At 68.7% G+C, this 24,212-nt stretch carries 23 protein-coding genes and 2 pseudogenes; 14 read left to right on the top strand and 11 right to left on the bottom strand.

Annotated features, from left to right (window positions below):
- Positions 1-24: 24 nt before the first annotated feature.
- Positions 25-441, bottom strand: coding sequence for a hypothetical protein (locus ACI2LP_RS14105; protein ID WP_404724783.1), 417 nt, complete (start codon positions 439-441; stop codon positions 25-27).
- A 127-nt stretch (positions 442-568) separates the two neighbouring features.
- Positions 569-1,456 carry a 16S rRNA (cytidine(1402)-2'-O)-methyltransferase gene (gene rsmI / locus ACI2LP_RS14100; protein WP_404724782.1) on the bottom strand — a complete coding sequence of 296 codons (888 nt, stop codon included), beginning with the start codon at positions 1,454-1,456 and terminating at the stop codon, positions 569-571.
- A gap of 53 nt (positions 1,457-1,509) precedes the next feature.
- Between rsmI and ACI2LP_RS14095 the strand changes: the two genes are divergently transcribed.
- A complete protein-coding gene (locus tag ACI2LP_RS14095) occupies positions 1,510-3,231 on the top strand; it encodes a dolichyl-phosphate-mannose--protein mannosyltransferase (protein WP_404724781.1) in 1,722 nt (573 codons plus the stop codon).
- A gap of 126 nt (positions 3,232-3,357) precedes the next feature.
- Positions 3,358-3,711, top strand: coding sequence for a hypothetical protein (locus ACI2LP_RS14090; protein WP_404724780.1), 354 nt, complete (start codon positions 3,358-3,360; stop codon positions 3,709-3,711).
- A 150-nt stretch (positions 3,712-3,861) separates the two neighbouring features.
- On the opposite strand, the gene ACI2LP_RS14085 is transcribed toward ACI2LP_RS14090, so the two are convergent.
- Positions 3,862-5,124, bottom strand: coding sequence for a beta-ketoacyl-[acyl-carrier-protein] synthase family protein (locus ACI2LP_RS14085; protein ID WP_404724779.1), 1,263 nt, complete (start codon positions 5,122-5,124; stop codon positions 3,862-3,864).
- 67 nt (positions 5,125-5,191) lie between these two features.
- Here ACI2LP_RS14085 and ACI2LP_RS14080 point away from each other — a divergent pair, with 67 nt between their 5' ends.
- Positions 5,192-5,809 carry a TetR/AcrR family transcriptional regulator C-terminal domain-containing protein gene (locus ACI2LP_RS14080; RefSeq protein ID WP_404724778.1) on the top strand — a complete coding sequence of 206 codons (618 nt, stop codon included), beginning with the start codon at positions 5,192-5,194 and terminating at the stop codon, positions 5,807-5,809.
- A gap of 256 nt (positions 5,810-6,065) precedes the next feature.
- Positions 6,066-6,872: a leucine-rich repeat domain-containing protein gene (locus ACI2LP_RS14075; RefSeq protein WP_404724777.1), complete on the top strand. Its 807-nt coding sequence runs from the start codon at positions 6,066-6,068 to the stop codon at positions 6,870-6,872.
- Positions 6,873-7,160: 288 nt separating this feature from the next.
- On the opposite strand, the gene ACI2LP_RS14070 is transcribed toward ACI2LP_RS14075, so the two are convergent.
- The 3 genes from ACI2LP_RS14070 to ACI2LP_RS14060 form a co-directional block, all read right to left on the bottom strand.
- On the bottom strand, positions 7,161-7,286 hold the full coding sequence (locus tag ACI2LP_RS14070) for a hypothetical protein (RefSeq protein ID WP_404724776.1): 126 nt from the start codon (positions 7,284-7,286) through the stop codon (positions 7,161-7,163).
- A gap of 123 nt (positions 7,287-7,409) precedes the next feature.
- Positions 7,410-7,622 carry a DUF397 domain-containing protein gene (locus ACI2LP_RS14065; RefSeq protein WP_404724775.1) on the bottom strand — a complete coding sequence of 71 codons (213 nt, stop codon included), beginning with the start codon at positions 7,620-7,622 and terminating at the stop codon, positions 7,410-7,412.
- Positions 7,619-8,491 carry a helix-turn-helix domain-containing protein gene (locus ACI2LP_RS14060; protein WP_404724934.1) on the bottom strand — a complete coding sequence of 291 codons (873 nt, stop codon included), beginning with the start codon at positions 8,489-8,491 and terminating at the stop codon, positions 7,619-7,621. The genes ACI2LP_RS14065 and ACI2LP_RS14060 overlap by 4 nt, the downstream gene beginning before the upstream one ends.
- Positions 8,492-8,652: 161 nt before the next feature.
- On the opposite strand from ACI2LP_RS14060, the gene ACI2LP_RS14055 reads away from it, so the two are divergent.
- The 6 genes and pseudogenes from ACI2LP_RS14055 to ACI2LP_RS14030 all read left to right on the top strand — a co-directional run bounded on the left by ACI2LP_RS14055 (position 8,653) and on the right by ACI2LP_RS14030 (position 14,936).
- The gene (locus tag ACI2LP_RS14055) at positions 8,653-9,207 is read left to right on the top strand and encodes an ATP-binding protein (RefSeq protein WP_404724774.1); all 555 of its coding nucleotides are present in this window, start codon (positions 8,653-8,655) and stop codon (positions 9,205-9,207) included.
- A 149-nt stretch (positions 9,208-9,356) separates the two neighbouring features.
- A complete protein-coding gene (locus ACI2LP_RS14050; protein ID WP_404724773.1) occupies positions 9,357-10,268 on the top strand; it encodes a helix-turn-helix domain-containing protein in 912 nt (303 codons plus the stop codon).
- Between the two features lie 142 nt (positions 10,269-10,410).
- The gene (locus tag ACI2LP_RS14045; RefSeq protein ID WP_404724772.1) at positions 10,411-12,051 is read left to right on the top strand and encodes a penicillin-binding transpeptidase domain-containing protein; all 1,641 of its coding nucleotides are present in this window, start codon (positions 10,411-10,413) and stop codon (positions 12,049-12,051) included.
- Positions 12,052-12,245: 194 nt separating this feature from the next.
- Positions 12,246-12,734 (top strand): YbaK/EbsC family protein, encoded by a 489-nt coding sequence (locus tag ACI2LP_RS14040; protein ID WP_404724771.1) that lies wholly within the window; start codon positions 12,246-12,248, stop codon positions 12,732-12,734.
- Positions 12,731-13,480, top strand: a pseudogene (locus ACI2LP_RS14035) (EamA family transporter); the annotation flags it as partial. The gene ACI2LP_RS14040 and the pseudogene ACI2LP_RS14035, both read left to right, overlap by 4 nt.
- Positions 13,481-13,493: 13 nt before the next feature.
- The gene (locus tag ACI2LP_RS14030) at positions 13,494-14,936 is read left to right on the top strand and encodes a recombinase family protein (RefSeq protein ID WP_404724770.1); all 1,443 of its coding nucleotides are present in this window, start codon (positions 13,494-13,496) and stop codon (positions 14,934-14,936) included.
- Between the two features lie 127 nt (positions 14,937-15,063).
- On the opposite strand, the gene ACI2LP_RS14025 is transcribed toward ACI2LP_RS14030, so the two are convergent.
- From ACI2LP_RS14025 to ACI2LP_RS14010, 4 genes are all read right to left on the bottom strand, one after another.
- Complete coding sequence (locus tag ACI2LP_RS14025; RefSeq protein WP_404724769.1) at positions 15,064-16,470, bottom strand: replication initiator; 1,407 nt, start codon at positions 16,468-16,470, stop codon at positions 15,064-15,066.
- A 266-nt stretch (positions 16,471-16,736) separates the two neighbouring features.
- Positions 16,737-16,931, bottom strand: coding sequence for a hypothetical protein (locus tag ACI2LP_RS14020; protein ID WP_404724768.1), 195 nt, complete (start codon positions 16,929-16,931; stop codon positions 16,737-16,739).
- The gene (locus tag ACI2LP_RS14015; RefSeq protein ID WP_404724767.1) at positions 16,928-18,235 is read right to left on the bottom strand and encodes an FtsK/SpoIIIE domain-containing protein; all 1,308 of its coding nucleotides are present in this window, start codon (positions 18,233-18,235) and stop codon (positions 16,928-16,930) included. The genes ACI2LP_RS14020 and ACI2LP_RS14015 overlap by 4 nt, the downstream gene beginning before the upstream one ends.
- The gene (locus ACI2LP_RS14010) at positions 18,232-18,594 is read right to left on the bottom strand and encodes a hypothetical protein (protein WP_404724766.1); all 363 of its coding nucleotides are present in this window, start codon (positions 18,592-18,594) and stop codon (positions 18,232-18,234) included. Before ACI2LP_RS14010 ends, ACI2LP_RS14015 begins: the two co-directional genes overlap by 4 nt.
- A gap of 185 nt (positions 18,595-18,779) precedes the next feature.
- Here ACI2LP_RS14010 and ACI2LP_RS14005 point away from each other — a divergent pair, with 185 nt between their 5' ends.
- Positions 18,780-19,556 (top strand): GntR family transcriptional regulator, encoded by a 777-nt coding sequence (locus tag ACI2LP_RS14005; RefSeq protein WP_404724765.1) that lies wholly within the window; start codon positions 18,780-18,782, stop codon positions 19,554-19,556.
- A 65-nt stretch (positions 19,557-19,621) separates the two neighbouring features.
- On the opposite strand, the pseudogene ACI2LP_RS14000 reads toward ACI2LP_RS14005, so the two are convergent.
- Positions 19,622-19,927 (bottom strand): annotated as a pseudogene (locus ACI2LP_RS14000) (IS481 family transposase); the annotation flags it as partial.
- Positions 19,928-20,258: 331 nt separating this feature from the next.
- On the opposite strand from ACI2LP_RS14000, the gene ACI2LP_RS13995 reads away from it, so the two are divergent.
- The 3 genes from ACI2LP_RS13995 to ACI2LP_RS13985 form a co-directional block, all read left to right on the top strand.
- Positions 20,259-21,158 (top strand): pentapeptide repeat-containing protein, encoded by a 900-nt coding sequence (locus ACI2LP_RS13995; protein ID WP_404724764.1) that lies wholly within the window; start codon positions 20,259-20,261, stop codon positions 21,156-21,158.
- A 629-nt stretch (positions 21,159-21,787) separates the two neighbouring features.
- A complete protein-coding gene (locus ACI2LP_RS13990; RefSeq protein ID WP_404724763.1) occupies positions 21,788-22,174 on the top strand; it encodes a hypothetical protein in 387 nt (128 codons plus the stop codon).
- Positions 22,175-22,267: 93 nt separating this feature from the next.
- A partial coding sequence (locus ACI2LP_RS13985) for a tetratricopeptide repeat protein (RefSeq protein ID WP_404724762.1) occupies positions 22,268-24,212 on the top strand: 1,945 nt, incomplete at its 3' end.

The raw sequence follows: 24,212 nt of genomic DNA, 5'->3' as shown, positions 1-24,212 counted from the left end.
CCTACGAGGCTCGCGCCCGTGACTTCATTTGCGGTGGAAGGGGTGCAGGAGATCGGAGAGGTGCCAGTGATGTCCAGGTTCCGCGGGCTCTACCTTTTCCGGCTTTTCGGTCTTCTCGGGCTTCTTGATCTGCTCGGGCTGTCGCGGCCCCTCGCTCGGCCACGGCCCTGCGATCGACCCCGCCTGCGCCATCAGTCCATGCAGTGAGGAGACCTGCCCCGACCGCATGATCCGTACGACATGTCCCCCACAGGTCGGGCAGCTCGGGCTCGAGAGCGGTGACGGCACCCGCAGACCGCCGGCCTTGTAGATGACGAATTCGTGCCCGGATGTGTCGACGTGGTGCTCTATCTCGTACGACTCTTCCCAGCCGTGCCCGCAGCGCATGCAAGCGAAGGCGTATGCCTCGTGAACCTTGGCGGCGCCTGTGATCTCACTCATGCCAGCTCCTCTCCACCGACCAGTGGACGCCCATTCGAGCGGGAGCGCATCAGCGCCTGTCGATTAATGGTGTGGTCTTTGGCCTTCCCATGCAGAAACGCTCAGGACACGGTCTGCGCTTTGCTTTTTACGATAGTCCTTTACTGTCCGCGGGGACCGGCCGATCCGCGTTCTTTGCCGCGACGACGGCATCGAACACCTCTCGTTTGGGAAGCCCGGCCTCTGCGGCGACCGCGGCAATGGCCTCCTTGCGCCGCTCCCCCGCCTCCTCGCGCACCCGCACCCTGCGCACCAGCTCGGCGGGGTCCAGCTCACCGGGCCCGGTCTCGGCCGCGCCCTCGACGACAACGGTGATCTCACCGCGTACGCCTTCGGCGGCCCACGCCGCGAGCTCGCCGAGACCGCCGCGCTTGACCTCCTCGTACGTCTTCGTCAGCTCGCGGCACACCGCGGCCCGGCGCTCGGCGCCGAAGACCTCGGCCATCGCGGCGAGGGTGTCGTCGAGCCGGTGCGGCGCCTCGAAATACACCAGGGTCCGCCGCTCGTCCGCGACCTCGCGCAGCCTGCCGAGACGCTCGCCCGCCTTGCGCGGCAGAAAGCCCTCGAAGCAGAAACGGTCCACGGGCAGCCCGGACAGGGCGAGCGCGGTCAGCACGGCGGACGGCCCCGGCACCGCCGTGACCTTGATGTCCTTCTCGACGGCCGCGGCGACAAGCCGGTAGCCGGGGTCGGAGACGGACGGCATTCCGGCGTCGGTGACCAGCAGCACCCGGGCGCCGCCGGCCAGCGCCTCGACCAGCTCCGGCGTACGGGCGGTCTCATTTCCCTCGAAGTACGACACGACCCGGCCCCGGGTGTGCACACCGAGCGCCTGGGTGAGCCGGCGCAGCCGCCGGGTGTCCTCGGCGGCCACGATGTCGGCGCCCTCCAGCTCGGCGGCGAGTCGCGGCGGCGCGTCCGCGACATCGCCGATGGGCGTCCCTGCGAGTACCAGCGTTCCTGTCACACAGGCCATCCTCGCAGGACCGGTCGCACGACTCGCACAGCCGCGTTCCCTACGATGGCGCGGTGACCAGTACCGCGCCACAGACCCTGCAGGGCAAGGACGCCGATCAGCAGCCGCCGGGCTGGCAGCAGCGACTGCGCAGATTCGGCTACGCGCCCCGGCCCGTGATCGGGCTGCGCGACCGCCTGGTGCCGCCCTACACCCGCCCCTCCGAGCGGGTGTGGCAGGTGTTCGGCATCCCCCCGGTGATTGCGGAGTGGCTGCTGCGCTGGGCGGCCTGGGGCGGGCCGCTGCTGGTGGCGAGCGTCGCCGGGGGGCTACGGCTGTGGCACCTCGGCAAGCCGGACGCCGTCATATTCGACGAGACCTACTACGCCAAGGACGCCTGGGCCCTGATCAATCAGGGGTACGAGGGGAGCTGGCCGAAGGACGTCGACAAGCGGATCCTGATCGATCCCTCCAGCGTCCCGGTCCCCACCGACCCCGGCTATGTGGTGCATCCGCCGGTCGGCAAGTGGGTCATCGGCCTCGGCGAGCACTTCTACGGGTTCACGCCGTTCGGCTGGCGGTTCATGGTCTTCGTGCTCGGCACGCTGTCGGTACTGATGCTCTGCCGGATCGGCAGGAGACTGTTCCGCTCGACGTTCCTGGGCTGCCTCGCGGGCACGCTGCTCACCTTCGACGGCCTGCACTTCGTCATGAGCCGCACGGCGCTGCTCGACCAGGTGCTGATGTTCTTCGTGCTCGCGGCCTTCGGGTGTCTGGTCATCGACCGGGACTGGGCGCGCAGAAAACTTGCGGCAGCGCTCCCGACCGACGAGGACGGTGTCCTGCGGCCGGACGCCACCATCGCGGAGACGCTGCGTCTGGGCTGGCGGCCCTGGCGGCTGACGGCCGGCCTGATGCTGGGCCTGGCCGCGGGCACCAAGTGGAACGGCCTCTATGTGATGGTGGCGTTCTGCCTGATGACGGTCCTCTGGGACGTCGGCGCCCGCCGCACAGCGGGCGCGGTGCAGCCGCACAAGGCGGTGCTCCGGAAGGACGTCGTACCGGCCTTCGTCTCCACGGTGCCGGTCGCGATCGCCACGTACATCGCCTCATGGACCGGCTGGATCGTCACCGACAAGGGCTACTTCAGGGACTGGGCCCAGAAGGACGGCAAGGGCGGCAACTGGACCTGGCTGCCGGACTGGCTGCGCAGCCTGTGGCACTACGAGAACGAGGTCTACGAGTTCCACGTCCATCTGACCTCCGGCCACACCTACCAGTCGAACCCGTGGAGCTGGATCGTGCTGGGCCGCCCGGTCTCGTACTACTACGAGGACCCGAAGGCGGGCACGGGAGGCTGCCCGGTCGACGCCGGGGACAAGTGCGCGAGCGAGGTGCTGGCGCTCGGCACACCGCTGCTGTGGTGGGCGGCCTGCTTCGCGATCTGCTACATCCTGTGGCGCTGGCTGTTCCGCCGCGACTGGCGCGCGGGCGCGATCGCCTGCGGCATCGCGGCCGGGTGGGTGCCCTGGTTCTTCTACCAGGAGCGCACGATCTTCCTGTTCTACGCGGTGGTGTTCGTGCCGTTCCTGTGCCTGGCGGTCGCGATGATGCTGGGCGCGATGCTGGGGCCACCGGGCTCGGACGAACGGAGGCGGGCGCTCGGGGCGATCGGCGCGGGGGTGCTGGTGCTGCTGATCATCTGGAACTTTATTTACTTCTATCCGCTGTACACGGGGATTCCGATTCCGGTGGAGGAGTGGCGGAACAGGATGTGGCTGGACACCTGGGTCTAGCGACGGTCCAGCGGGGGCGACGGCGGGTGGGGCACCGGTGGTGCTGCACCCGCCGTTGTCGTTGTGGGTAGTCCCTGGTCGTTGCGGGCCCCAAAAAGGTGTCGTCGGGCCACTACGCTGCGTGCCATGGAGGAGGCCTTCGTCGGCGGCGGCGAGCATCCGGCGTGCGGTATCTGCCCCTCTCGCCGCTTCCCGCTGGGTGAGTTCGACGCGTTCGAGCGCCCGTCCGGCGAGTGCCCCTTCGATCCCTCCGACGGCCACCGATACACAGCCGCAGGCGTTCCCGCGTGCGTGCATCCGGAGAAGGTCGGCCTGCCGCCGGGCCGGTGCAAGACTGAAGGTGTGCCGCTTACGGCGGAGTTGGCCTTGCCGGACCGCGCGGGCGATCTGGATGCGTACCTGTACGACGTGATGCACAGCGCAGCGCCGGGAGTGCTTGAACTGCTCATCGAGCAGGCCACCTTATGGTCATCGCAATGACCGAGCGGGTCTCAGACCTGGACGACCAGTTGCCTTGAGGTATCGCCGGATGGCGGATCGAGGACGGGTGACTGCCGTCAAGACGCCTAGCTGTACGCCCGAGCCGCGACCGGCGGCGCCCCTCCACGGACGATGGTGCGTTCGCGTGGGTCATGGTGTCGTCGAGTCCGTACGAGACGCGTGGTGCCGTGCGCCGGTGACGATGAGTGCGACGTTCTGTCCGCCGAAGCCGAAGGAATTGCTGAGCACGGCCTCCTGGGGGACGTCTCGTCGCTCTGCGACGACATCGAGATCGATGTCAGGCCCGACGCCGGCCGCGGTGAGGTTGCGGGTCGGCGGGATGACGCCGTGCTCCACACTGAGGACGGCGATGAGCGCCTCGATCGCACCGGCCGCGCCAAAGAGATGACCGAGTGCCGCTTTGGGGGCTGTCACGGTGGCGCGGCCGAAGACCTCCCTGATCGCGTGTGCCTCGGCGACGTCGCCGACCGGAGTTCCGGTGGCGTGGGCGTTGATGTGGCTGATCTGCTCGGGAGCCAAGCCGGCTTGCGTGAGGGCCTTCCGCATGGCCGAGATCTGACCGGAGCCGTCGGGAGCGGGTGCCGTGATGTGGTGAGCGTCGGCGGCGATGCCGGCGCTCGCGAGTACCGCGTGGACGCGCGCGCCTCGGGCGCTGGCGTGCTCGGCGCTTTCGAGCACCATGACAGCGGCGCCTTCACTGAGGACGAATCCGCTGCGGTCCGCGGCGAACGGCCGGGACGCTGAGGCGGGTTCGGCGGTGTGCCGCGACAGTGCCTGTGCCTGGGCGAAGCCGGCGACGGTGATCGGGGTGATCGCTGCCTCGGTCCCGCCCGCGATGACCACGTCCGCCTCGCCGGCACGGATGAGCCTGGCGCCCAGGGCAATCGCCTCGGCACCGGAAGAGCACGCCGAGACGGGTGTGTAGACCCCGGCCCGTGCGCCGTATTCAATACTGATCAGCGCCGCCGCCGCATTGGGCATGAGCATCGGGACCGTACGTGGCGAGACGCGCCGCGTCCCGGCCGCCTCCAGTACGTCGTCTTCCTTCAGCAGCGTCCGTATGCCCCCGATGCCCGTGCCGATGACTGATGCAAGCCGGTCAGGGTCCACCCGCGGGGCACCGGCATCGGCCCAGGCTTCGGCCGCTGCGGTGAGGGCTGCCTGCTGCGAGCGGTCGAGCCGCCTGGCCTGCACCGGCAGCAGCGACTCGGCGGGGTCGATCGCCATCGTCCCCGCGACGGTGTCGGGAAGGCCGGCATCCTCGTGGCCACGAAGGACGCCGCCGCGGATGCCGGACTCGCCGGCAAGCAGGGCTTTCCAGGTGGACTCCACGTCTCCACCGAGTGGTGTGATCGCGCCGAGTCCGGTCACAACGACTTCAGTCCGGTGCATGCCCTTCAATCTTTCTTGTATGCGATACAAGTGAACGAAGCCTTGTTGTATCACATACAATTTGGGTGTGGAGAAGAAGCGAACCGAAGCTCGATCAACGTCGGCTCGGTCGCGTGACCGCGGTCGCGCGACGAGGCGCCGGCTGATTGAGGTAACTGCACGGCTCTGCAAGGAGCGGCCCGGCACTGAGGTGAGCGTCGCGGAGATCGCGAACGCGGCAGGCGTCTTCCCCAATCAAGTCACCTACTACTTCGGCTCCAAGGACTCGCTGCTCGTGCACGCCGCCTTTCTCGGCTTGCTGCACGACGCCCGACGGATGGAGCGCATCGGTCGCCAAGCCCTCGATGCGGCGACATTTCGGCGCAACATCGCCCGCGCCGTACTGGCCATGCCCTCGCTCCCATCGGTCGCGCGAGCACTCGCAGCCGGGATCTCCAAGCCCGAACTCGCCCCGGTGGTCGACCGGCACCTCCAGTTGCTCTTCCGGCAATCCGAGCGCTTCGTGAGCCAGCTCATGGACGCTCGCGGCTGGAGGGCCCGTCGACCGCTCGACGTGGAGGCCAGGACGTTCTGGAGCACCGCGCTCGGCGCAGTGCTGCTCGTCCGCGCCGGGGCACACGGCACTGTCGCCGACCTGGACCTCGCCGGAGCATTGACCATCCACGACGAACCCGAGCACGGCTAGCTCAGTCGAACGGGCCCACGGCGGCGACGTCCGCGGTTCCGCCCGACGGTGGCCTTGTCGCGGTCGGCGTGTTCGCCGTCGCCGATGCGATCTGCGCTGTCTGGATGAGCCGGGGGGAAGCCGATCCGGCACCGCATCGCGCACCTCTGATCACCGCAGCCTGCGCGTGGTCTGAGCACCGAAGCCGCCAAGATGCGCTCACTGGTTGATACCGAAATCCAGTGCGAGCCTCCTGCCTGATTCATATCTTTGCCTCATGGATGCCGAGCCCGAGCCCGCTCTGATCGCGAACCGCTGGCCCGAGTGGATCGGGCCGGACGGACGTCCAATCCAACGGGAGTCCTGCACCTGTTTCGATCAGTACAAGGCGCACCCGCGGGCCCGGGTCGGTTTCCACGCGGAGCAGCAGGACACGTCGTCGGCAGGCTGGCAGCATCTGCTCGCGCTCGTCGACGAGGCCGTCGGGGACGGCAGGGAAGAGTTCAACCCGCTTGTGGAGCTCAGTCCGCAGGAGCGGCGGGACGTCATCACGCTGCCCCGGAGTATTGGACGACTGAGCGCCGTGAAGCACTTGAGGCTCTACGGCAGCAACCTGGTGCGGCTTCCGCCAGAGATCGGGCTGATGACCAGCTTGGAGGAGTTCACTCCGTACACCTCGCATCGGCTGCACTGGTTCCCGTACGAGATCACCCGGTGCACCAAGCTTGCGAGGAGCACGGTCAGCACCCGGTCGCTGTTCGGCAACTCCAAGCTGCGTCCGCCCTTCCCACGGCTGCGGACGGTGGGAGACTCCGGCCCGCACAGCAGCCGTGATGCGCTCGACCCCAAGAAGTGGGGCGTGACTGCCATCAGCACGTGCAGCGTTTGCGACCGCCCGATGGACGGCAATGAGCTTCACCAGGTCTGGATATCCAGACGGGTCGCGACTGACGTGCTACCTCTTCTGGTCAGTGCCTGCTCAGCCGCCTGCATTGACGCGCTGCCGCCCGGGGCGGACGGGTACGCGCCCGGGAGCCACAAGGGCGGTTGGGACGTTGCCCAACCCTCAGCAGACTGGGCCTGATTTCCTGTACGGGACGGCAACCCACTCGAGCCCGACCAGCGCCGGGGAGACGTTTCTCGACGGCTACGACGTGGCCGTCCGGCCCGTACCTCCCAGCTGGTACCACGACTTCTTCGGCTGGGCGTGGTCAAGGTGCGGCCCACGATCTGGGTTGCTGCCGCGCGTTAGCCTGGCGTGGTGCAGCTCTTGGACGTTCCCTCGCTCTGGCACATCCGTCTGAGTACCGGCAGGGTTGTCCACATATGGGCCGACGGCTACACAACTGACGATGCTGACCACGTCTTCAACTCACTTGTGCGGGCCAGCCTCGACGAACAGGCTGAGGCTGAGATCGTGGGGCGGACCCCGGCCGATCCGGAACGTGTACTCGTCGTGGTCGCTCGGATCCCAACCGCTGATGTCGATGAGGTCCACACGGCCAGCACCGGCTCGTACCACCGCGGCTGTGCTTGCCTCGGCACGTGATGCCGCACCGCGGACGTGATCGTGACGGGCTATTCGGGTTCAACCGTGAACGAGGCGTGGGCAGTTGCGACGTCAGCTGCTTCCGGAGGCGTACGACACGAAGTCCGACCACGCAGCGGACGTGACTGCGAGCCGGGGGCCTTGGAGGTTCTTGGAGTCGCGAACGTGCACCGTGCCGGTCGAAGTCGCGACCTCAACACACGAGTCGCCTTCAGTGCCGCTGCTGTAGCTGCTCTTGAACCAATCCAGACTGGCAGCATCCCCGGCAGAGGTCTTGCGGATCATGTTTCTCCCAGCACTCGCTCGATGAAGGCCAGCGACTCTCCCGGCGTGAGAGCCTGAGCCCGGATGGTGCCATAGCGCAGTTCAAGGATCCGAAGCTGCTTTGGATCGGACGTCGGGCGGCCGTTGAACGCACCGTCGGAGCGCCCCACTGCGGTGCCGTCCCCGAACTTCAGCACCTCGATCCTGCCGTCCAGCCCCGGGTGGGCCTCGCCGTGGATCGGCATCACCTGAAGCGAGACGTTGCGCAAACGACCAACCTCAAGCAGACGTTCGAGCTGCTGACGCCACACCATTGTGCCTCCGACGGGACGGCGCAGCGCCGCCTCTTCCTGGACGAAGCTGAGTGCTGGAGCGGGCGATCGCTCGAAGATCGACTGCCGTGCGACGCGGGCGGCCACCATACGCTCCACCTCGTCCTGCGAGTACGCCGGCTGCCGCGTCTCGAAAAGGGCTCGGGCGTGCTCCGGTGTCTGCAGAAGCCCGTTGACGCTATTGCTCTCGTACACCCCGATCTCGACCGCCCGCGCCTCCATCCGCGCCAAGTCCCGGATTTTCTTCGGGTACCGGACCTCCGCCACGTCCTTCTTCATCGCGGCGATCAGTCCGCCCGCCCCCAACACCTCGTCCGCCCTGTCCAAATACTCCTGGCGCGGAATCCGCTTGCCCGCCTCGACCTTGTAGACCAGGTCCTCCCCGTACCCGATCGCGACCCCGAACTCGGCCGCCCGCATCCCCGCCGCCTCACGCCGCAGCCTCAACTGGCGCCCTACCGTCGCGACGACCGCCGCGCCCGACTCGTCGTCCGGGTCGACCTCCCAACCGGGCTCGTCCGCTTCGCCCCCGGGCCGCTCCGTGCCGTCCGCTTCCACCCGCACCCTGCCACCTCCGCCCGTACCGCCGTATCCGGACGCCCCCTACCCGTACGCCCTCTCCGGACAGCCCGGACAGCGCCGGACAAGCTCCCGACAGTCACCGTACGCATCGGAGTCGTCACTGGTCAGCCTAGGCTCGGCCCGCCACGCTGAGTGACGTGAACCAGAAGATCACCCAACTCGGTGCCCCCGCACATCACTTCACCGTGGTCCTGTCCCCCACGCCACGTGGCGCCCGTCTCGCCCGCCTGCTCACCGGTGCGCACCTGAGCGACTGGGATCTGCCGCACGGGGTTGTCGCGAACGCCGAGCACCTCGTCGCCGAGCTCGCTGCCAACGCGGCCACGCACGGCCGGCTGCCCGGCCGTGAATTCCTCCTCGCCCTCCGCGCAACGGAGGACGACCGCACGCTCCGGATCGAGGTGACCGATACGCGCGGAGACCGCCTCCCCCGCCCTCACCACCAACCTCCTTCCCCGGACTGCGAGTCGGGGCGCGGGCTGCTGCTCGTCGAGGCGCTCGCCGACCGCTGGGGCGTCACACCGGGGCCCGTCCCCCGCAAGACGGTGTGGGCCGAGCTGGACCTCGCACCGGAGCACGGACACCCGTGTTCCGGGCGCTCGCGCGGTCTTTCCCAAGGAACGGAAGAGAAGAAAGAACCCCGCCAAGCCCCACCCCTCCCGCCCGCCGGGCGGTCTCACTCCCACGGGTGAACATCGCCAACTGGACTGGCAAGGAGCGGGGTTACGTGTTCTAGGCTCACCGCGACACACAACCGCAGACAGCAGATATGCGACGGCCCCCGCCGGGACGGCAATCCCAATGCGAGGGCCTGACCACCGAGGAAGTTAGGCCCTTCCTGATGGATACGCAGCACCCTAGCGTGCCTTCGCACGCCCCGTCCGCCCTTGCCGACACGCCACCCGGCGCCCTCCCCGAGCAGCGCGAGCGGCACCCGTACGGCGTCACCCATGCCAACACCCGCCACACCACCCGCTTCACGGTCATCGGCAACCACCTCGCCCAGCACTCCGAACTGTCCTTACTGGCGATCGGACTGTCCGTGCACATCCAGTCCCTGCCGACCGGTGCCCGCGTGGACATCAAGACCCTGGCCGCCCGCTTTCCCGAGGGCGCGGACCGCATCTCCGGCGCTCTGCGCGAGTTGGAGGCCCATGGCTATCTGCGGCGCGTGCGCGAGCGCGTTCCCGGCGGTCGGATCGTCACCCGCACCGTCTCCTGCAACCAGCCCGCTGCCGATCGACACCCGCACCCCAGCAAGCCGGCCGACCGGCGCCCGCCCGACCGGCCCTGCCCGCCCGGCCCGGCGCGTACCGCCGTACCGGCGCCCTCGTCCGCCCGCCTCGCACCACGCCGCAAACCCGCGCCCCTGCACGTACCGCAGCCCGCCTCCCCCGCCCCGTCCCTCCTCCAGTCCGCCACCGACCTCCTCGCAGGACTTCACCACCAGGACCCGCGCCTGCTGCTCTCCGCACGGGACGCGGACCGCCTGGCACCAGGGGTCGCCGCATGGCTGGAGCGCGACGTCAGCCCCGCCGCGGTACGGCACGCCCTGACCTCCGATCTCCCTCCCGACGGTGTGCGCCTCCTCGCCCACCGGCTCACCGTCCGACTTCCATCGCCACCCCCGTTCCGCGCACGTGCCCAACAGCACCCGCTCCAGAACTGCGACAGCTGCGACCGGGCCTTCCGCTCGCCGGAACCAGGTGACTGTCGCCCCTGCCTGGCCGCCGCACGCCGAAAGCCGGACTGATTCCGCTTGGTCGTGGCGGTTCCCGCCCCATCGTCGCGGTCTCGTAACAGCCGCGACGACTGTCACTCCTGTCCCGTAGAGTGCATGCGATGCCGCTCTTGAACATGTTCAAGAGCCGCGCTCCTGGGAGGGGAACGCAGCAATGCGCAGTGGAGCGAAGGTCGCCGTCGTCGGCGGCGTGTTTCTGGTCGTCGCCGGTGGCGTCGGCTACGGGGGATACAACCTGTACAGCGGGCTGACCGGCGGCGCTGGGACGGGTACCAAGTCCGCGTCCGAGACCAAGAGGTCCGGGCCGCCGAGTGCGGACGAGATCGACACGACCGCGAAGGACTTCCTGGCGGCGTGGGCGAGCGGTAAGGCGTCCGAGGCCGCGCAGCTGACCAACAACGCGTCCGAGGCGGAGCCGTTGCTCGCCGGATACCGGGAACAGGCGCATGTCTCCGCGGCCGTGATCACGCGGGGGAAGGCCGTCGGCGCCAAGGTGCCGTTCACGGTGAAGGCGCAGGTGTCCTACGAGGGGCAGAGCAAGCCCTGGTCGTACACCTCCGAGCTGACCGTGGTCCGCGGGCTGGCCACCGGCAGGCCGCTCGTCGCCTGGTCGCCGACTGTTGTGCATCCCAAGCTGACGAAGGGCACGACGCTCAAGACGGAGCAGGCGTCGGCCCCGCCGATCAAGGCCGTCGACCGCAAGGACCGGGAGCTGACGAAGGAGAAGTACCCGTCGCTCGGGCCCGTTCTGGATGCGCTGCGCAAGAAGTACGGCAAGGACGCGGGCGGGACGGCGGGCATTGAGCTTGTCGTCGCGTCGAGCGACCAGAATGTGGCCGATCAGAGCCTGCTGACCCTGACCAAGGGCAAGGAAGGCACGCTGAAGACCACGCTGGACGCGGATGTGCAGGCGGGCGCGGAGAAGGCTGTGAAGCAGTACAGCCAGGCATCCGTGGTCGCGATCAAGCCGAGCACAGGTGAGATCCGGGCCGTCGCCAACAGCCCGGCGGGCGGCTACAACACGGCGATGATGGGCGCGCAGGCGCCGGGCTCCACGTGGAAGATCGTGTCGTCGGCGATGATGATGGACAACGGTGTCGTCAAGGGCGCGGGCGCCAAGGTGGAGTGTCCGCCGGACGTGACATGGGAAGGCGTGAAGTTCCAGAATCTCGACCGGTTCGAGATCAAGAACGGCACCTTCCAGGACAGCTTCCGGCGCTCCTGCAACACCGCCTTCATCAAGGCCGTCAAGCCGCTCAACAAGAAGGGCATCGCCGGAACGGCACTGGGCGAGACGGCCCGCAAGTACTTCGGCATAGGCCTCAACTGGCAGACGGGCGTCGTCAGCGTCGACGGCAGCGTGCCCGAGTCGTCGGGCGCGGAGACCGCCGCCTCGTACATCGGGCAGGGCAAGATCACCATGAACGCGCTCAACATGGCGTCGGTCACCGCCACCGCGAAGAGCGGCGCCTTCCACCAGCCGGTGATCGTTCCGCAGTCCCTCGACAACCGTGAACTGGCCACCGCGCAGCCGCTGCCGGGCTCCATCGCGCAGGCGCTGCGCGAGATGATGCGGGCCACGGCGCAGAACGGCACGGGTCAGGCCGCGATGGCGGGTGTCGGCGGCGACAAGGGCGCGAAGACCGGCTCCGCGGAGGTCGACGGACAGGGCAAGTCCAACAGCTGGTTCACCGGGTTCGCCGACGATCTGGCCGCGGCCGCGGTCGTGCAGTCCGGCGGGCACGGCGGCGACGCGGCGGGTCCGGTGGTGGCGTCGGTGCTGCGCGCACGGTGAGCGCCCGGGTGGGTCGGTCCCGCGGGCTCGGTCCCGCGGGCTCGGTCCCGCGGGCTCGGTCCCGCGGGCTCGGTCCCGCGGGCTCGGTCCCGCGGGCTTGCGGAGTGGCCCGGGCCCGCGGTGAGCGTCCGGACCGGCCATTGCACGGGAAAGCCACTCGCATGGCCCGTACAGCTACCGCTAGCGTGCGTGCCATGAGCACTCAAGACACCGACGCCCACCCCCGCTTCGCCGAGGCTCTGCGCGCGCTGGGGCTCGAGGTCCCGGTCCGGCGCTTCTCCGACGCCACTCGCACGGCCGCCGAGGCCGCCGCCGCGATCGGCTGTGACGTCAGCGAGATCGTCAAGTCGCTGATCTTCGAGGCGGACGGTGTGCCGGTCCTGGTGCTGATGGACGGCTCCTCGCGCGTGGACGTCGAGCGCGTACGGGAGGAGCTGGGCGCCGAGTCCGTCAAGCGCGCGAACGCCGATCTCGTCCGGGAGACCACCGGCTACGCGATCGGCGGCGTACCGCCCTTCGGGCACGCCACCAGGACCCGGGTGCTGGCCGACCGTGCCCTGCTCGACCACGACGTGGTGTGGGCGGCGGCCGGGACCCCGCACGCCGTCTTCCCGCTCGACCCCAAGTCGCTGATCGCGCACGCGGACGGCGCGCTGGTGGACGTGCGCGAGCGCACGGCGTGACCGTTCTCGTCGCCACTGCCGTCCTGATAGCCGCGGTCACGCATGCCTCATGGAATGCCCTTGCCCACACCATCCGGGATCAGCTGGTCGCCTTCACACTGATCGCCGGCGGAGGCACGGTCATCGGGGCGGCACTCGCCTGCTTCTCCCCGCTGCCCGAGGCCGCCGCCTGGCCGTATCTGATCGCCTCAGCGCTGCTCCACATCGGCTACCAGGCGCTGCTGATGCGGTCGTTCACCCTGGGCGACTTCGGCCAGATGTATCCCATCGCCCGGGGTACGGCGCCGCTGGTGGTGACCGTGCTCGCGGCGCTGTTCGTCGGCGAGAGCCTGAACGGCTGGCAGCTGGCGGGCGTGGTGATCGCCTCGGCGGGCCTGGTGGGCGTGGCCCTGTGGGGCATCAGGGGCTCGGATGCCCATCCGCACTGGCCGGCGCTGCTGGCCGCACTGGCGACCGGTCTGTCCATCGCCGCGTACACGGTGGTCGACGGCGTCGGCGTGCGCGCCTCGGGCACGCCGCTCGGCTATATCGCCTGGCTGATGATCCTGGAGGGGGCGCTGATCCCGGCGTACACGCTGTACGTCCACCGGGGCGGCCTGCTCGCCCAGTTGCGCCCGTACGCGGCCCGCGGACTGCTCGGCGCACTGCTTTCGGTATCGGCGTACGGACTGGTGCTGTGGGCGCAGACCAAGGCACCGCTGGCGCCCATAGCGGCGCTGCGCGAGTCGTCAGTCATACCGGGCTCGTACCGTATTTGTCATGAGCCGATCTAAGAGCAAGGTGAGCATCACTCCCGGCGATGACGCGGCGATCTACTGCCGGATCTCGCACGTGAAGGACGACGATCAGACCGGCGTAGACCGACAGGAGCGCATCTGTCGGGAGGTCGCCGAGCGCCTGCAATTACGCATCGCGCCGGAACACGTCTACGTGGACAACAACCGTTCAGCCTGGCAGCGCAACCGCAAGCGTCCGGGCTGGGACGAGATGCTCAAAATGATGAGCGAGGGTGCCATCCGGCACGTGATCGTTTATCACCCGGACCGGCTGATGCGGCAACCGAAGGACCTTGAAGAGCTCTTGTCCATAGCCGAGGACAAACGCGTCCTGTTGCACGGCGAGGCCAACCGTCGTGACTTGTCCGACCCGGACGACCGTTTCATCCTGCGCATCGAAGTCGCACATGCCTGCCGCTCATCCGATGACACATCGCGTCGGCTCAAGGACGCGTTCAAGGAAATGGCCGAGGCGGGCACTCCGCACATCGGGAATCGCCCGTACGGATACACCAGGAGCGGGCACGCGATCATCGAGGAGGAAGCCGAGATCGTGCGGGAGGTCTACCGCCGTTACCTGGACGGGGAGTCACCCAGTGCGATCGCTCAGGACCTCCACGCCCGCAAGGTCCCGACGTCCAAAGGGAAGCGCTGGCAGCCGGAGAACGTGCGACACCTGCTGTCCTCCAACTACGTCGCCAGCATTCGTGTTCATCAGGGCGAGGAGATCGGGCCGGGCACTTGGCCCGCCATCATCGATCGGGGACAGTGGGACGAAGTACAGCAGTACCGGAAGCACCGCGCCGCGCGCATCGACAAGGAACGTAAGCGGCCCGATCGTTACTACCTGCTGCGTGGAGTGGCCACGTGCACTTGCGGGATGCGCATGGCTGGCACGAACGGTGGCAGGTACGCATACTACCGGTGCACCCGAGCGGCGCTGAACGGCGAGCAGAAGTGCGGTCGTTCCGTATCAGCCGGGCCGCTGGAGAGGTTCATGCGAGATGTCGCGGTCAAGGGGCTGACGGAGATCGATGTATCCGGCCGCCCGCTCGTCAGCACGGTGCGCCCGGAAGCCGACGTGGAGGCCGAAGAGAAGGACGAGAAGAAGCTCAGGGAGTTGAATCAGCTCTGGCTTGGCGATGATCTCTCTACGAGCGAGTACCAGTCGATGCGGGGCGTCATCGTCAAGAGGATGAAGGAGCGCCAGCGCAGGACCGTTCAGCGGCCGGTGGCTGTGCTCGAAGGCATCGCGGGCCCGGATGCCGAGGCCAACTGGACGGAGTTGGAGAGGAGGGAGAACTACGCCCGCATGAACGCGATCTACCGGTTCCTTTTCTCCGCCGTCATCGTGCATCCTCCGAAGACCCGAGGCCGAGGGTTCGACACAGACCGCGTCGAGGTCAAGCCGAACCCCCTCCCCTAACGATCAACGGGGCCGGGGCCGAGGAGCCGCGCCAGGCGGGCAGAGCTCTTCGGCCCTATGCGTTTGGGGATCTTCGCCGCTTCTCGTTCAACGGCGCGTCTCCACTTCTCAGGGTCCTGCCGCGCCATCAGCCCACCGCCCATCGGCTGACCTCTTCGTGGGCGATCTCCCGGCTACGGGTGAGGTCTTCGGCGACTCCTGCGGCGATGAGTGCGGCGCCGGGGGTGTGGCCGGAGCCGATGTAGCGCCAGCTTGCGTGCGTGACCGCGTCGGGATCGTCGGGTAGATCGGCTCCGGCGGCGGTGCGTTCGTGGTCGGCTCGTTGTGCGCGCAGGGTGGTGTAGGTGGTGGAGTAGGCGCGGGATTTGGTGAGGATGTGGCCGCGGTAGCCGAGGGTGTGTGCCCAGGCCCGGAGTCGCAGGGGCGCGAATTCCTGCAGGCTGCCGAGTCGCCAGCAGGTGCGCATGAGGGATCGCAGATGCGGGGAGACGGGAGCGGTTTCTATGTCGTCGGCGGAGGTGAGTCGGTGGTCGGTGCCGGCGGCTGTGTCGGCCGCTCCTTTGGTGACGTACTTGGCCACGTACGCGGCGACCGCATCGTCTGCGAGCCCTTCACCGTCGCCAAAGGCACGTAGGGGCCGGGCGTCGAGCTGGGCACCCCATCGCAGGGCATGTTCTCCGGTGGCCGGGCTGTACGGGGTGTGGACGGTGACGGCCCGGGCGGCGGCGTGGACGGCAGTGGTGAGTGCGTCGGTGGTTGCCCAGGGCGGTGGCGGGGTGTCGGGACCGGCGGGGCCGTCGAGGCGTACGACGGCGTGGACGTGGATGGCTGCGCGCTTCTGGTATTCGGCGACTTTGGCGAACGAGAGCCGTGCGTGGTCGGGGAATCGGGTCTGTGGGATCCCGGCGGCCGTGGCGAGGGTGCGGCGGACGGTGCGGGTGAAGCGTGCCCAGAGCTCGCCGGTGTGGGCGTGCCAGAGGACGTGTCCCGGGTAGTCGTAGCAGTCTCGGCAGAGCGGTTGGCCGACGAGGGGGTCGGTGTCGGTGTGCCGTGCGGGGCAGCCGACGGGCCGTCCGTGTTCGCAGTGCCCTGCGCGGCGGGGGCGGCAGCGCTCTGTGCCGGTGGTGATGTGGTGGACGGGGCCGAAGCCGGGGGCGGTGAGGGTGACGAAGAGCCGCGGATGCTCCCGTACGTCGGCGGGGACGGTCTTGCCGCCGAGGAGTCCGGCGCGTACCAGGTGGAAGGTGTCTCCGGCGTGGAGGCGGGAGCAGGGCGGGCAGATGGTGGCGCGCCGGTTGCGGCAGCGGACGAGGAGCCGTTCGCCGGGTTCGGCGGTGGTGTCGTAGTGGTGCAGGATTTCGCCGCTGTGGGTGTCGCGGATGGTGGTGGCGCCGGTGAGGTGGATCGGGTGGGCGCAGCCGCCGGTTGCGGTGATCTGTTCCAGCCAGCGGGCGAACTGCGGGTCTTGTGCCAGGCGGATGGCGTCTTGGTCGGCTTCGGTGAGCTGACGCAGACGCGCCGCGCGGTCGAGCACGGCGCGTCTGTCAGCCGAGGTGATCTCGGCGGTGATGGTGGGGACCTCCCTTGCTGGGCCGCCGAAGCGGCACGGACGGATGGTGGGTGGGCTGTATCCATGTGGATCACTCCCTGTTGTTCGGGGTGTTGGTGGATGGGTTCAGCGGATGGTTCCGGTGCCCCGGCAGCAGCGGCAGCGCCGCCGGTGTCCGGTGCGGGTCTTGCGGTAGCGCTCGCCCTTGCAGACGGGGCAGCGCACGCGGCGCATCGGCATACGGCTCCCTGTCAGGTGTGGGTGAATCCGGAGAAGATCCAGGTCACGAGGCCGTCCACGGTGAAGATGACCGGGGTCTGTCCGAGGTAGAGCCCGAACAGGCCGATCATCACGGCCTCCCACGTCTTCACATCGCGGGAGCGGACCAGGAGGACGGAGATGATCCCGAAGACCAGCGCGAAGGGAATCGCCGCTTCCTCACTCATGCGCGCTCACCCCCAGCCGTCGCCTTCAGGGCACGGTCCAGGCCGGGCAGTTCGGGGGTCATGCCCGCGTAGGCGGAGGCGGTCTTGCGTGCCTCCTCGGTGGTGGTGAGGTGGGAGCGGGCCCGGTCCCACCCGCCGTCCGTCCCGCTGCACACGGCCACGCCCTTCTCTTGGGAAGTGATGGACTGGGCGACGGCGACGGCGTCCTTGTTGAGATCGCCCAGGGTCATTTCCGCGGTGCCGGGGTCGTTGACGCGGTGGCAGATCCGTCCCGCCAGCTGAGCGCGCAGCGCCGTCACACCCGGCCCGAGATCGGAGCCGACACGCTGCCCGGCGACCACCAGATGCACTCCAAGGGCCGCACCGAGCTGTCCCAGGCGCAGGAGGTAGGTGGAGCACTGTTCCGCCTCCGCCTTGCCTTCGCGGGTGCCGTCGGTGAGGTAGAGCTCGGCGAGTTCATCGACGATGACCACGACGGGCACCGGCCGCTGTGTGTGGGGCAGTTCCCAAATCGAGCGGGCCCCGGCCTGGCGGCAGATGCGCATCCGGTCCTGTATCTCGACCACCAGCGCCCCGAGCACGGCCACCGCCTCCCGCCGGTCGGTGGTGAGCGCGGAAAGCCGACTGCCGAACAGGCCCAGTTCCATGCCGCCCTTGCAGTCGATCCCGACCAGCGCGACCGGCTGCGGAGCGAGCTGGCACACCAGCCGCGCCAGGAGAGTCGACTTGCCTGACTGAGTCGCCCCGGTGATCAGCCAGTGCGGCATCTGCCGCAGGTCCATCACCCACGCCCCACCCGACTCCCGCACGCCGACCACCGCACACAGCAGCTCGGCCGGAGCCGACACCAAGCCGGGCCGCTCCAGCGGATCCCCGGCCGTTGCCGTGATGAGCACGGTTCCTCGCTCGGGGGAGGTCACCCGCACCCCGTGCACACGCCAGGCGTGCATCAGCGCGTCGGCGGCAGCGATGAACGGGCCCGGCGTCTGCCCCGGATGCAGCCGCACCACCAGGGACAGACCCGTGGGTGTGGCGCGGGGGAAGGAGATGCGCGGGGCGATGGGGCGCACCGGCTCACCCCGCACTTCCAGATCACCCACGATCCGGCGGGCCGGTTTGTGGGTAACGGTGAGGCCGTTGAACTGCGCGACCCTGCGCCAGGTGACCAGCACCCGCACAGCGGTCACCGGGTATCCCGTCAGGTACCAGAACCACACCGGATGCCGTTGCTTGAGCGCCGACCCGGCGACCAGTAACCAGGCGAGTGCGGCGAGCGCGAACGCGAGCAAGATCGGTGCCCTCATGCGCCACCCGCCTTACTGGCAGCAGCTGTTCCCGACCCGCCACCGCCAGGCACGGGCGTGATCGCGGCGGCGCGGAAGCTGATCCCGTGCCGGTCGCCCATCGCCCACGCGAACGCCTCCAGGCCCGTAACCCTGACCTCGGTTCCTTCCGTGATGCCCTTGGGCTCCCCGGTCACCGAAATCTCGATCACCGAGACCCGGCGGCCTTCCTGGCGGACCATGACGGCCACGGTGTAGATCGTGTTGCCGTCCCGGTCCTTCTTCACCTCCTTGGTCTCAAAGTTGCTGACCTTCGCCTCCGGCTCGACAGCGCACCGCAGTACGCCGAGCCGGGATGTGTCCACAGGTATGGACTGCATGGGTAGTTGGCCTCCTTGGCCATCCAGGACGCCGGGAACCAACCTGACGTCACTCGTACTGACGAGTTACAACCATGCATGTCTTGACGCGAGAAGGCAAGTGCTTATGCTGACGAGTGACGTAACACGACGGGCGTCAGCCGCCCGCTACCCATCCCGGCGTCCACGAGCGGAAGGCCACAGACATGGCAGGCATCGAGCGCCCCGGACCGCTGTACCAGCAGGTCGCCGCCGCCATCCGGCAAGGCATCGCCAACGGCGAATTCCCGCCCGGCACCCCGCTCCCCTCAGAGGCCCAGCTCATCGAGCGCTACGAAGTCAGCCGGCCCACCGTGCGCAACGCCATCGCAGCACTGCGCTCCGAAGGCCTCATCGAAGTGCGGCACGGCAAAGGCAGCTTCGTGAAGGGCACACCGACACCGCCCCTGACGATCGACCGCTCAATCACCCGCACGGGGAAGACGTACGCTCCCGAGCACGCCCCTTGGGAGCAGCCGCACGAGCCGACCGTGTACCGGACCGAAACCACTGCCACGACCGGCCCGCTACTCGAACTCGCCGAGGGAGAAGCACTCTTCGGTGTCGACCGCGTACTGACCGACCCCCGCACCGGGACCCGAGCCCTGCACCGCGTGCTCATCCCGTTCGCCACCGCCGAGAACACGCCGCCACTGCTCGATGCCCCGGACACCGCGCTGGAAGAGATCTACGCCGCGCTGACAGCGGCCGGACACAAACTCACCTGGTCCGAAACCGTACGAGCGCGCATGCCCCAAGCCGACGAACGCAGCGCCCTGAAGCTCCCCGACGCCACACCGGTCATCCACACGATGCGCGTAACCCACGGCACCGACCACCAACCCCTCATCCTCGAAGAACTCCGTGTCAACGGCGGCCAGGCCCAACTCACCTACCGCATCACCGCCGACAGCCCCCGCACACTCCGCGCCGTCCGCAACTGACAACCCCGTGTCGAGTCTCAGTTGATGGTTGACGGGTTGGCATCGGGTGATGCTTGACGTCTGCCCTAGACGATCTTCAGGCCGTTGTATGCACCGGAGGTGCGCATCACCACCTCCTTCGTGGTGTTGCGAGGGACGGTGGCAATCAACTCTCCGCCGTGGAAGATGCCGTCTCCTGCTCGTCCAGGTGGGCGCTGACACCTGCCGGGCTGCGGCCGAGCTGGATGCGTTGTCCGGCCACCAAGAAGCCTCCGACCTTGCTGCCTGTCCGCTCGGCAATCTGCGCGGCGGGGGCGGCAGGCCGGGGGCGGCCCCGCCGGTCGACCGCCTCGCAGCCGACCGCAGGCGGAGACCGACAGCGGACAGGGCAGCGGCTCGACCCTGCGACCACGCTCAGCCAGCTCGACCAGCTCGAGGCCGAAGTCCGAGCCCGAGGCATCACCCACACGACGTACCGCCGCATCACCGAGGCCCTTGGTTGAGGGGGCAAAGTCGCGTGGCCAAAGGACGACGCTGGAGCAATGAGAGTTGCGACGGCTCGACCAGTGAGATGGCATAGGGAAGGTGACCCGCAATCTTGGCGCCGATAGGCTCCGCCGGATCGTTCATCGGCGTGGTGCCCCTCGGGGCCGACGTCTGCGGAGCCATCAATCCGGGGCGCATCAGTCCCAAACCAGGGACCGAGCACATTGGGTCGGGCTCGTGGCGGTCAGCTTGCCGGGGCTGGCTGCACTGGCCGCGCTGCTGTTCACCTGGATGCAGGTGGGGCAGACCAGCAAGGAACTGCGGATCACCGAGCAGGGGCAGATCACCAACCGGTTCAACTCCGCGATTGGCAACCTGGGATCTGCATCCTTGGACGTACGACTGGGCGGGATCTACGCGCTGCAGCGGATCATGCAGGACTCCGTTCGTGACCACCCCACAGTTGTCTCCGTGCTCGCCGCCTTCGTACGCCAGCACGCAGGGGCCAGTTCGGCGAGCGAGAAGGAACCGATGGCGGACAGCGCCGATGCTCATACGCCGTCTGCCGATATCCGGGCGGCGATCGCCGTGCTGGCCAGGCGCCTCCCCGACCGCGACGGGGGGACACCCGTCGATCTGAGCAAAGTCGATCTTCGCGGCCTCCGCGTCACAGACAGGATCCTCATCAAGTTCCCCCGAGCGGACCTGTCCGATGCAGACCTTCGCTGGGGGGACCTGTCGGGCGCGGATCTTCGTTGGGCGGACCTGAGCAGCACGAACCTTGAAATGGCGTACCTGCGCCATGCCGACCTCAGAGGCGCTGTCATGTCTGACGCGAACCTCATCAACGCGAACCTCGCCGGTGCGGACCTTCGTAAAGCAGACATGACCTGCGCGGGCGTCATCTTGGACACAGCGTCAGGCGTGGAGACCCCAAGTCTCTGCACGAACCTTCAGTACGCTTTCCTGGACGGCGCGGACCTTCGCAACGCCGTCCTGACGGGCGCCGACCTTCGCAACGCCCACCTGACGGGCGCGGACCTTCGCAACGCGAACTTCACCGGCGCCGACCTTCGCAACGCGAACCTCACAGGCGCCAAGCTGGCAGGCGCACGGGGACTGCCGAGGCGCTCGTGATGCCATGTCCGATACCTGCTGCTCGACCACGCTCAACTCCACCAGCACGGCCCCGGCCCTCCCCGCCCGCGCCGGCAAGACGCGCAGAGCCAAGCCGAGGAAAGCGGTGTCAAGCATCAGGTGAAGCCACTGCGTCAAGCATCAACCGAGACAAGACACAACTGACAACCCCGGATCGGTCCAAACCTTCTTCACTTACTCAAGGCGCCGCGCAAGCGCGGCGCGCGCCGCGGCCCCCGCCGCGGGCTTGCCTTTGTCTTCGCCCGGCTGCCCCCGGCCGGGCGGCGGCGCACCGAGCGCGAACGCCAACTGCTAGAGAATCGGCCGGCATGGGGCTGGGGCGGTCGGCTCCGCGGCTTTACGCAGCCGCCATGGGGCGAGCCTCGAAAATCGGGGCCCACATCGGGCTATTGCGGGCAGGTCCAGAGGCTGCCCGAGTCGCGGAAAGCTTACGGGCCCCGATCTCTCGCCCCATGGCAGCTCCAGCCCAAAGCCGTTACACCGACCGCGGGTTGACTGTTGCGCGTCAGCGGCCTTCCCGTTTCCCGTTTCTGGCGGTCCGCCTCGGCTGTCGCGTGCCAGTATGGGCTGATTCATTGGGGTGTTGGCGGTGTGCATCGGGGGCGGGTGTGCAGGCTCAGGCTGTGGTGCGGTGGCTGGCGGCGGTGGGCGGCTCGGTTGTGGCGTTCTGCGCCGTGGCAGTTCCCTGGGGGGTGCTGTCGGACGGGGGTGATGATCCGTGGGATGTGATCGGTCCGGTGGCGGGTGTGCTGGCGGCGGGGGTTTTGGCCGCGCTGGGCTGGTGGGCGTCTCAGGCCGGTACGTCTCCGGCGGGCGAGGGTGCCAGTCGTCGGGTGCGGCAGTCGGCGCGCGGGCGGGGCAACATCACGCAGACGGGTGGCGACCAAGGTGTGCAAGGTGGGTCGCGGCGTCGGCCGGTGCGGGAGGACGTGCGGCAGAAGGCGCGCAGCGACGGGAACGGTGGCATCAACCAGGTCGGTGGCGACCGCGCCTGAAATGGGGGACATGCGGTGGTGGATCGTCCGGAGCGGCGCCGTACCCGACAGAGTTCGCGTGCGGGCGGGGACGTTACTCAGGTCGCGGGTGACATGTATGTGCACGTTCCGCCGGGGCCGGGGGTGGAGTGGCCGGTGCGGGTGGGGAGGGTTCCCCAGCTGGCGGCAGCCTTCCAGCCCCGCACGGATGTGCGTGACGCCGTCGCTCAGGCCCGTGCCGAGGGCAGTGGCGTGGTCCTCTCGCAAGTCCTGGCCGGTGACGGCGGAGTGGGCAAGAGTCAGCTTGCCGCCTCAATCGCGCGTGAACTGCGGGACCAGGAACGCTCGGAGGGTGGAGGGCTGGATCTGCTGTTGTGGGTGAATGCGACCGAGCCCGACCGGATCATCGCCGCCTATGCGCAGACGGCCAAACGGCTGAAACTGCCGGGCGGTGCCTCGGACGACAGCGTGGCCGCTGCGGGGGTCTTCCTGGACTGGCTGGCGGCCACCGAGCGGCGATGGCTGATCGTGCTGGACGACATCACCGATCCGGAAGCCATCGATGCCTGGTGGCCGGACGGCAGCCACCGCAACGGCTGGGTCCTGGCCACCACCAGACGCCAGGACGCCCTCCTCAGCGGCCAGTGCCGCAAGCTGATCCGCCTGGACCTCTACACACCGCAGGAAGCGTCCGCCTACCTCCGCCGACGCCTTACCGACGCCGGTCACGGCCACCTCTGCAACCCCGATGACGCCATATCCCTTGCCGAGGAACTCGGGCATCTCCCGCTCGCCCTGGGACACGCCGCCGCATATATGATCAACAAACGGTGCGTGACGGGCGACTATCTACGACGCTTCCTCAGCACCGGACACAAGCTCAGCGACCTGCTCCCCCCGGACGCGGACACCGAACGCTACGGACGCCCCGTCACCACCGCACTCCTGGTCTCCCTCGACGCCGTCCGGACCGCCGACACCACCCACCTCGCGGGGCCACTGCTCGAACTCATCTCACTCATGGACCCGCTCGGACACCCCGCCGAACTGTGGACCACACCCCCTGCACTGCAATACCTGCGCACCGCACGCCGCGGTCAGCGCCGCCTGCTCCGACCCAAGCACCACCCGGCAGTCACAGAGCAGGCAGTCCGTGACGCGCTGGAGTGCCTGCGCACCTACGCCCTCATCACGCAGGACGCCGACGGGGCACCCATCCGCATGCACGCACTGACCGCACGCGCCGTCCGCGAAACCATCCCGCCCGGCACTCTGCCCGCCATCTCCCGCACCGCGGCCGACGCAATCCTCAGTCTCTGGCCCCAGCTCGACCACGAGGACCGCGAACTGTCGGCCAGCCTGCGCGCCAACACCACCCGCCTCGACCACCACACACGCCCGGCGCTGTGGCGGCCCACAACCCACCCCTGCATCTACCACGTCAGCAGCAGCCTCACCGACGTGGGCCTCTACCACCAGGCAATCGACTACGACAAGGGAACTGTTCGGCACAGCAACGACATCCACGGCCCCGACCACCCCGACACCCTGCAGTCCCGCAACAACCTCGCCGCCTCCTACGCCGATGTCGGGCGTTTCGAGGAGGCCCTCGCCCTGCGTGAGCAGGTGCTGGCCGACTTCGAGCGGGTCCTGGGCCCCGACCACCCCGACACGCTGAACTCCCGCAACGACCTCGCCGCCTCTTATGCCGATGTCGGGCGAATCGAGGAGGCCCTCGCCCTGGGCGAGCGGGTGCTGGCCGACCGGGAGCGGGTCCTGGGCCCCGACCACCCCAACACCCTCACCACCCGCAACAACCTGGCGAACTCCTATGCCGATGTCGGGCGAATCGAGGAGGCCCTCGCCCTGGGCGAGCGGGTGCTGGCCGACTTCGAGCGGGTCCTGGGCCCCGACCACCCCGACACCCTGCGCTCCCGCAACAACCTCATCGTCTCCTATGCCGGTGTCGGGCGAATCGAGGAGGCCCTCGCCCTGGGCGAGCGGGTGCTGGCCGACCGGGAGCGGGTCCTGGGCCCCGACCACCCCAACACCCTCACCA

Source organism: Streptomyces sp. NPDC019890 (assembly GCF_044903445.1).
Taxonomy (GTDB): Bacteria; Actinomycetota; Actinomycetes; order Streptomycetales; family Streptomycetaceae; genus Streptomyces.
Note: the sequence above shows the minus strand (reverse complement) of the source record. Positions and strands in the feature narration are given on the sequence as shown.

Bases quoted from the DNA above. Each gene is read 5' to 3' on its own strand.
- rsmI (WP_404724782.1), bottom strand. From the start codon at position 1,456: ATGGCCTGTGTGACAGGAACGCTGGTACTCGCAGGGACGCCCATCGGC.
- ACI2LP_RS14075 (WP_404724777.1), top strand. From the start codon at position 6,066: ATGGATGCCGAGCCCGAGCCCGCTCTGATCGCGAACCGCTGGCCCGAG.
- ACI2LP_RS14010 (WP_404724766.1), bottom strand. From the start codon at position 18,594: ATGCAGTCCATACCTGTGGACACATCCCGGCTCGGCGTACTGCGGTGC.
- ACI2LP_RS14045 (WP_404724772.1), top strand. From the start codon at position 10,411: ATGCGCAGTGGAGCGAAGGTCGCCGTCGTCGGCGGCGTGTTTCTGGTC.
- ACI2LP_RS14030 (WP_404724770.1), top strand. From the start codon at position 13,494: ATGAGCCGATCTAAGAGCAAGGTGAGCATCACTCCCGGCGATGACGCG.
- ACI2LP_RS14105 (WP_404724783.1), bottom strand. From the start codon at position 441: ATGAGTGAGATCACAGGCGCCGCCAAGGTTCACGAGGCATACGCCTTC.
- ACI2LP_RS14015 (WP_404724767.1), bottom strand. From the start codon at position 18,235: ATGAGGGCACCGATCTTGCTCGCGTTCGCGCTCGCCGCACTCGCCTGG.
- ACI2LP_RS14040 (WP_404724771.1), top strand. From the start codon at position 12,246: ATGAGCACTCAAGACACCGACGCCCACCCCCGCTTCGCCGAGGCTCTG.
- ACI2LP_RS14090 (WP_404724780.1), top strand. From the start codon at position 3,358: ATGGAGGAGGCCTTCGTCGGCGGCGGCGAGCATCCGGCGTGCGGTATC.
- ACI2LP_RS14020 (WP_404724768.1), bottom strand. From the start codon at position 16,931: ATGAGTGAGGAAGCGGCGATTCCCTTCGCGCTGGTCTTCGGGATCATC.
- ACI2LP_RS14065 (WP_404724775.1), bottom strand. From the start codon at position 7,622: ATGATCCGCAAGACCTCTGCCGGGGATGCTGCCAGTCTGGATTGGTTC.
- ACI2LP_RS14050 (WP_404724773.1), top strand. From the start codon at position 9,357: ATGGATACGCAGCACCCTAGCGTGCCTTCGCACGCCCCGTCCGCCCTT.
- ACI2LP_RS14005 (WP_404724765.1), top strand. From the start codon at position 18,780: ATGGCAGGCATCGAGCGCCCCGGACCGCTGTACCAGCAGGTCGCCGCC.
- ACI2LP_RS14085 (WP_404724779.1), bottom strand. From the start codon at position 5,124: ATGCACCGGACTGAAGTCGTTGTGACCGGACTCGGCGCGATCACACCA.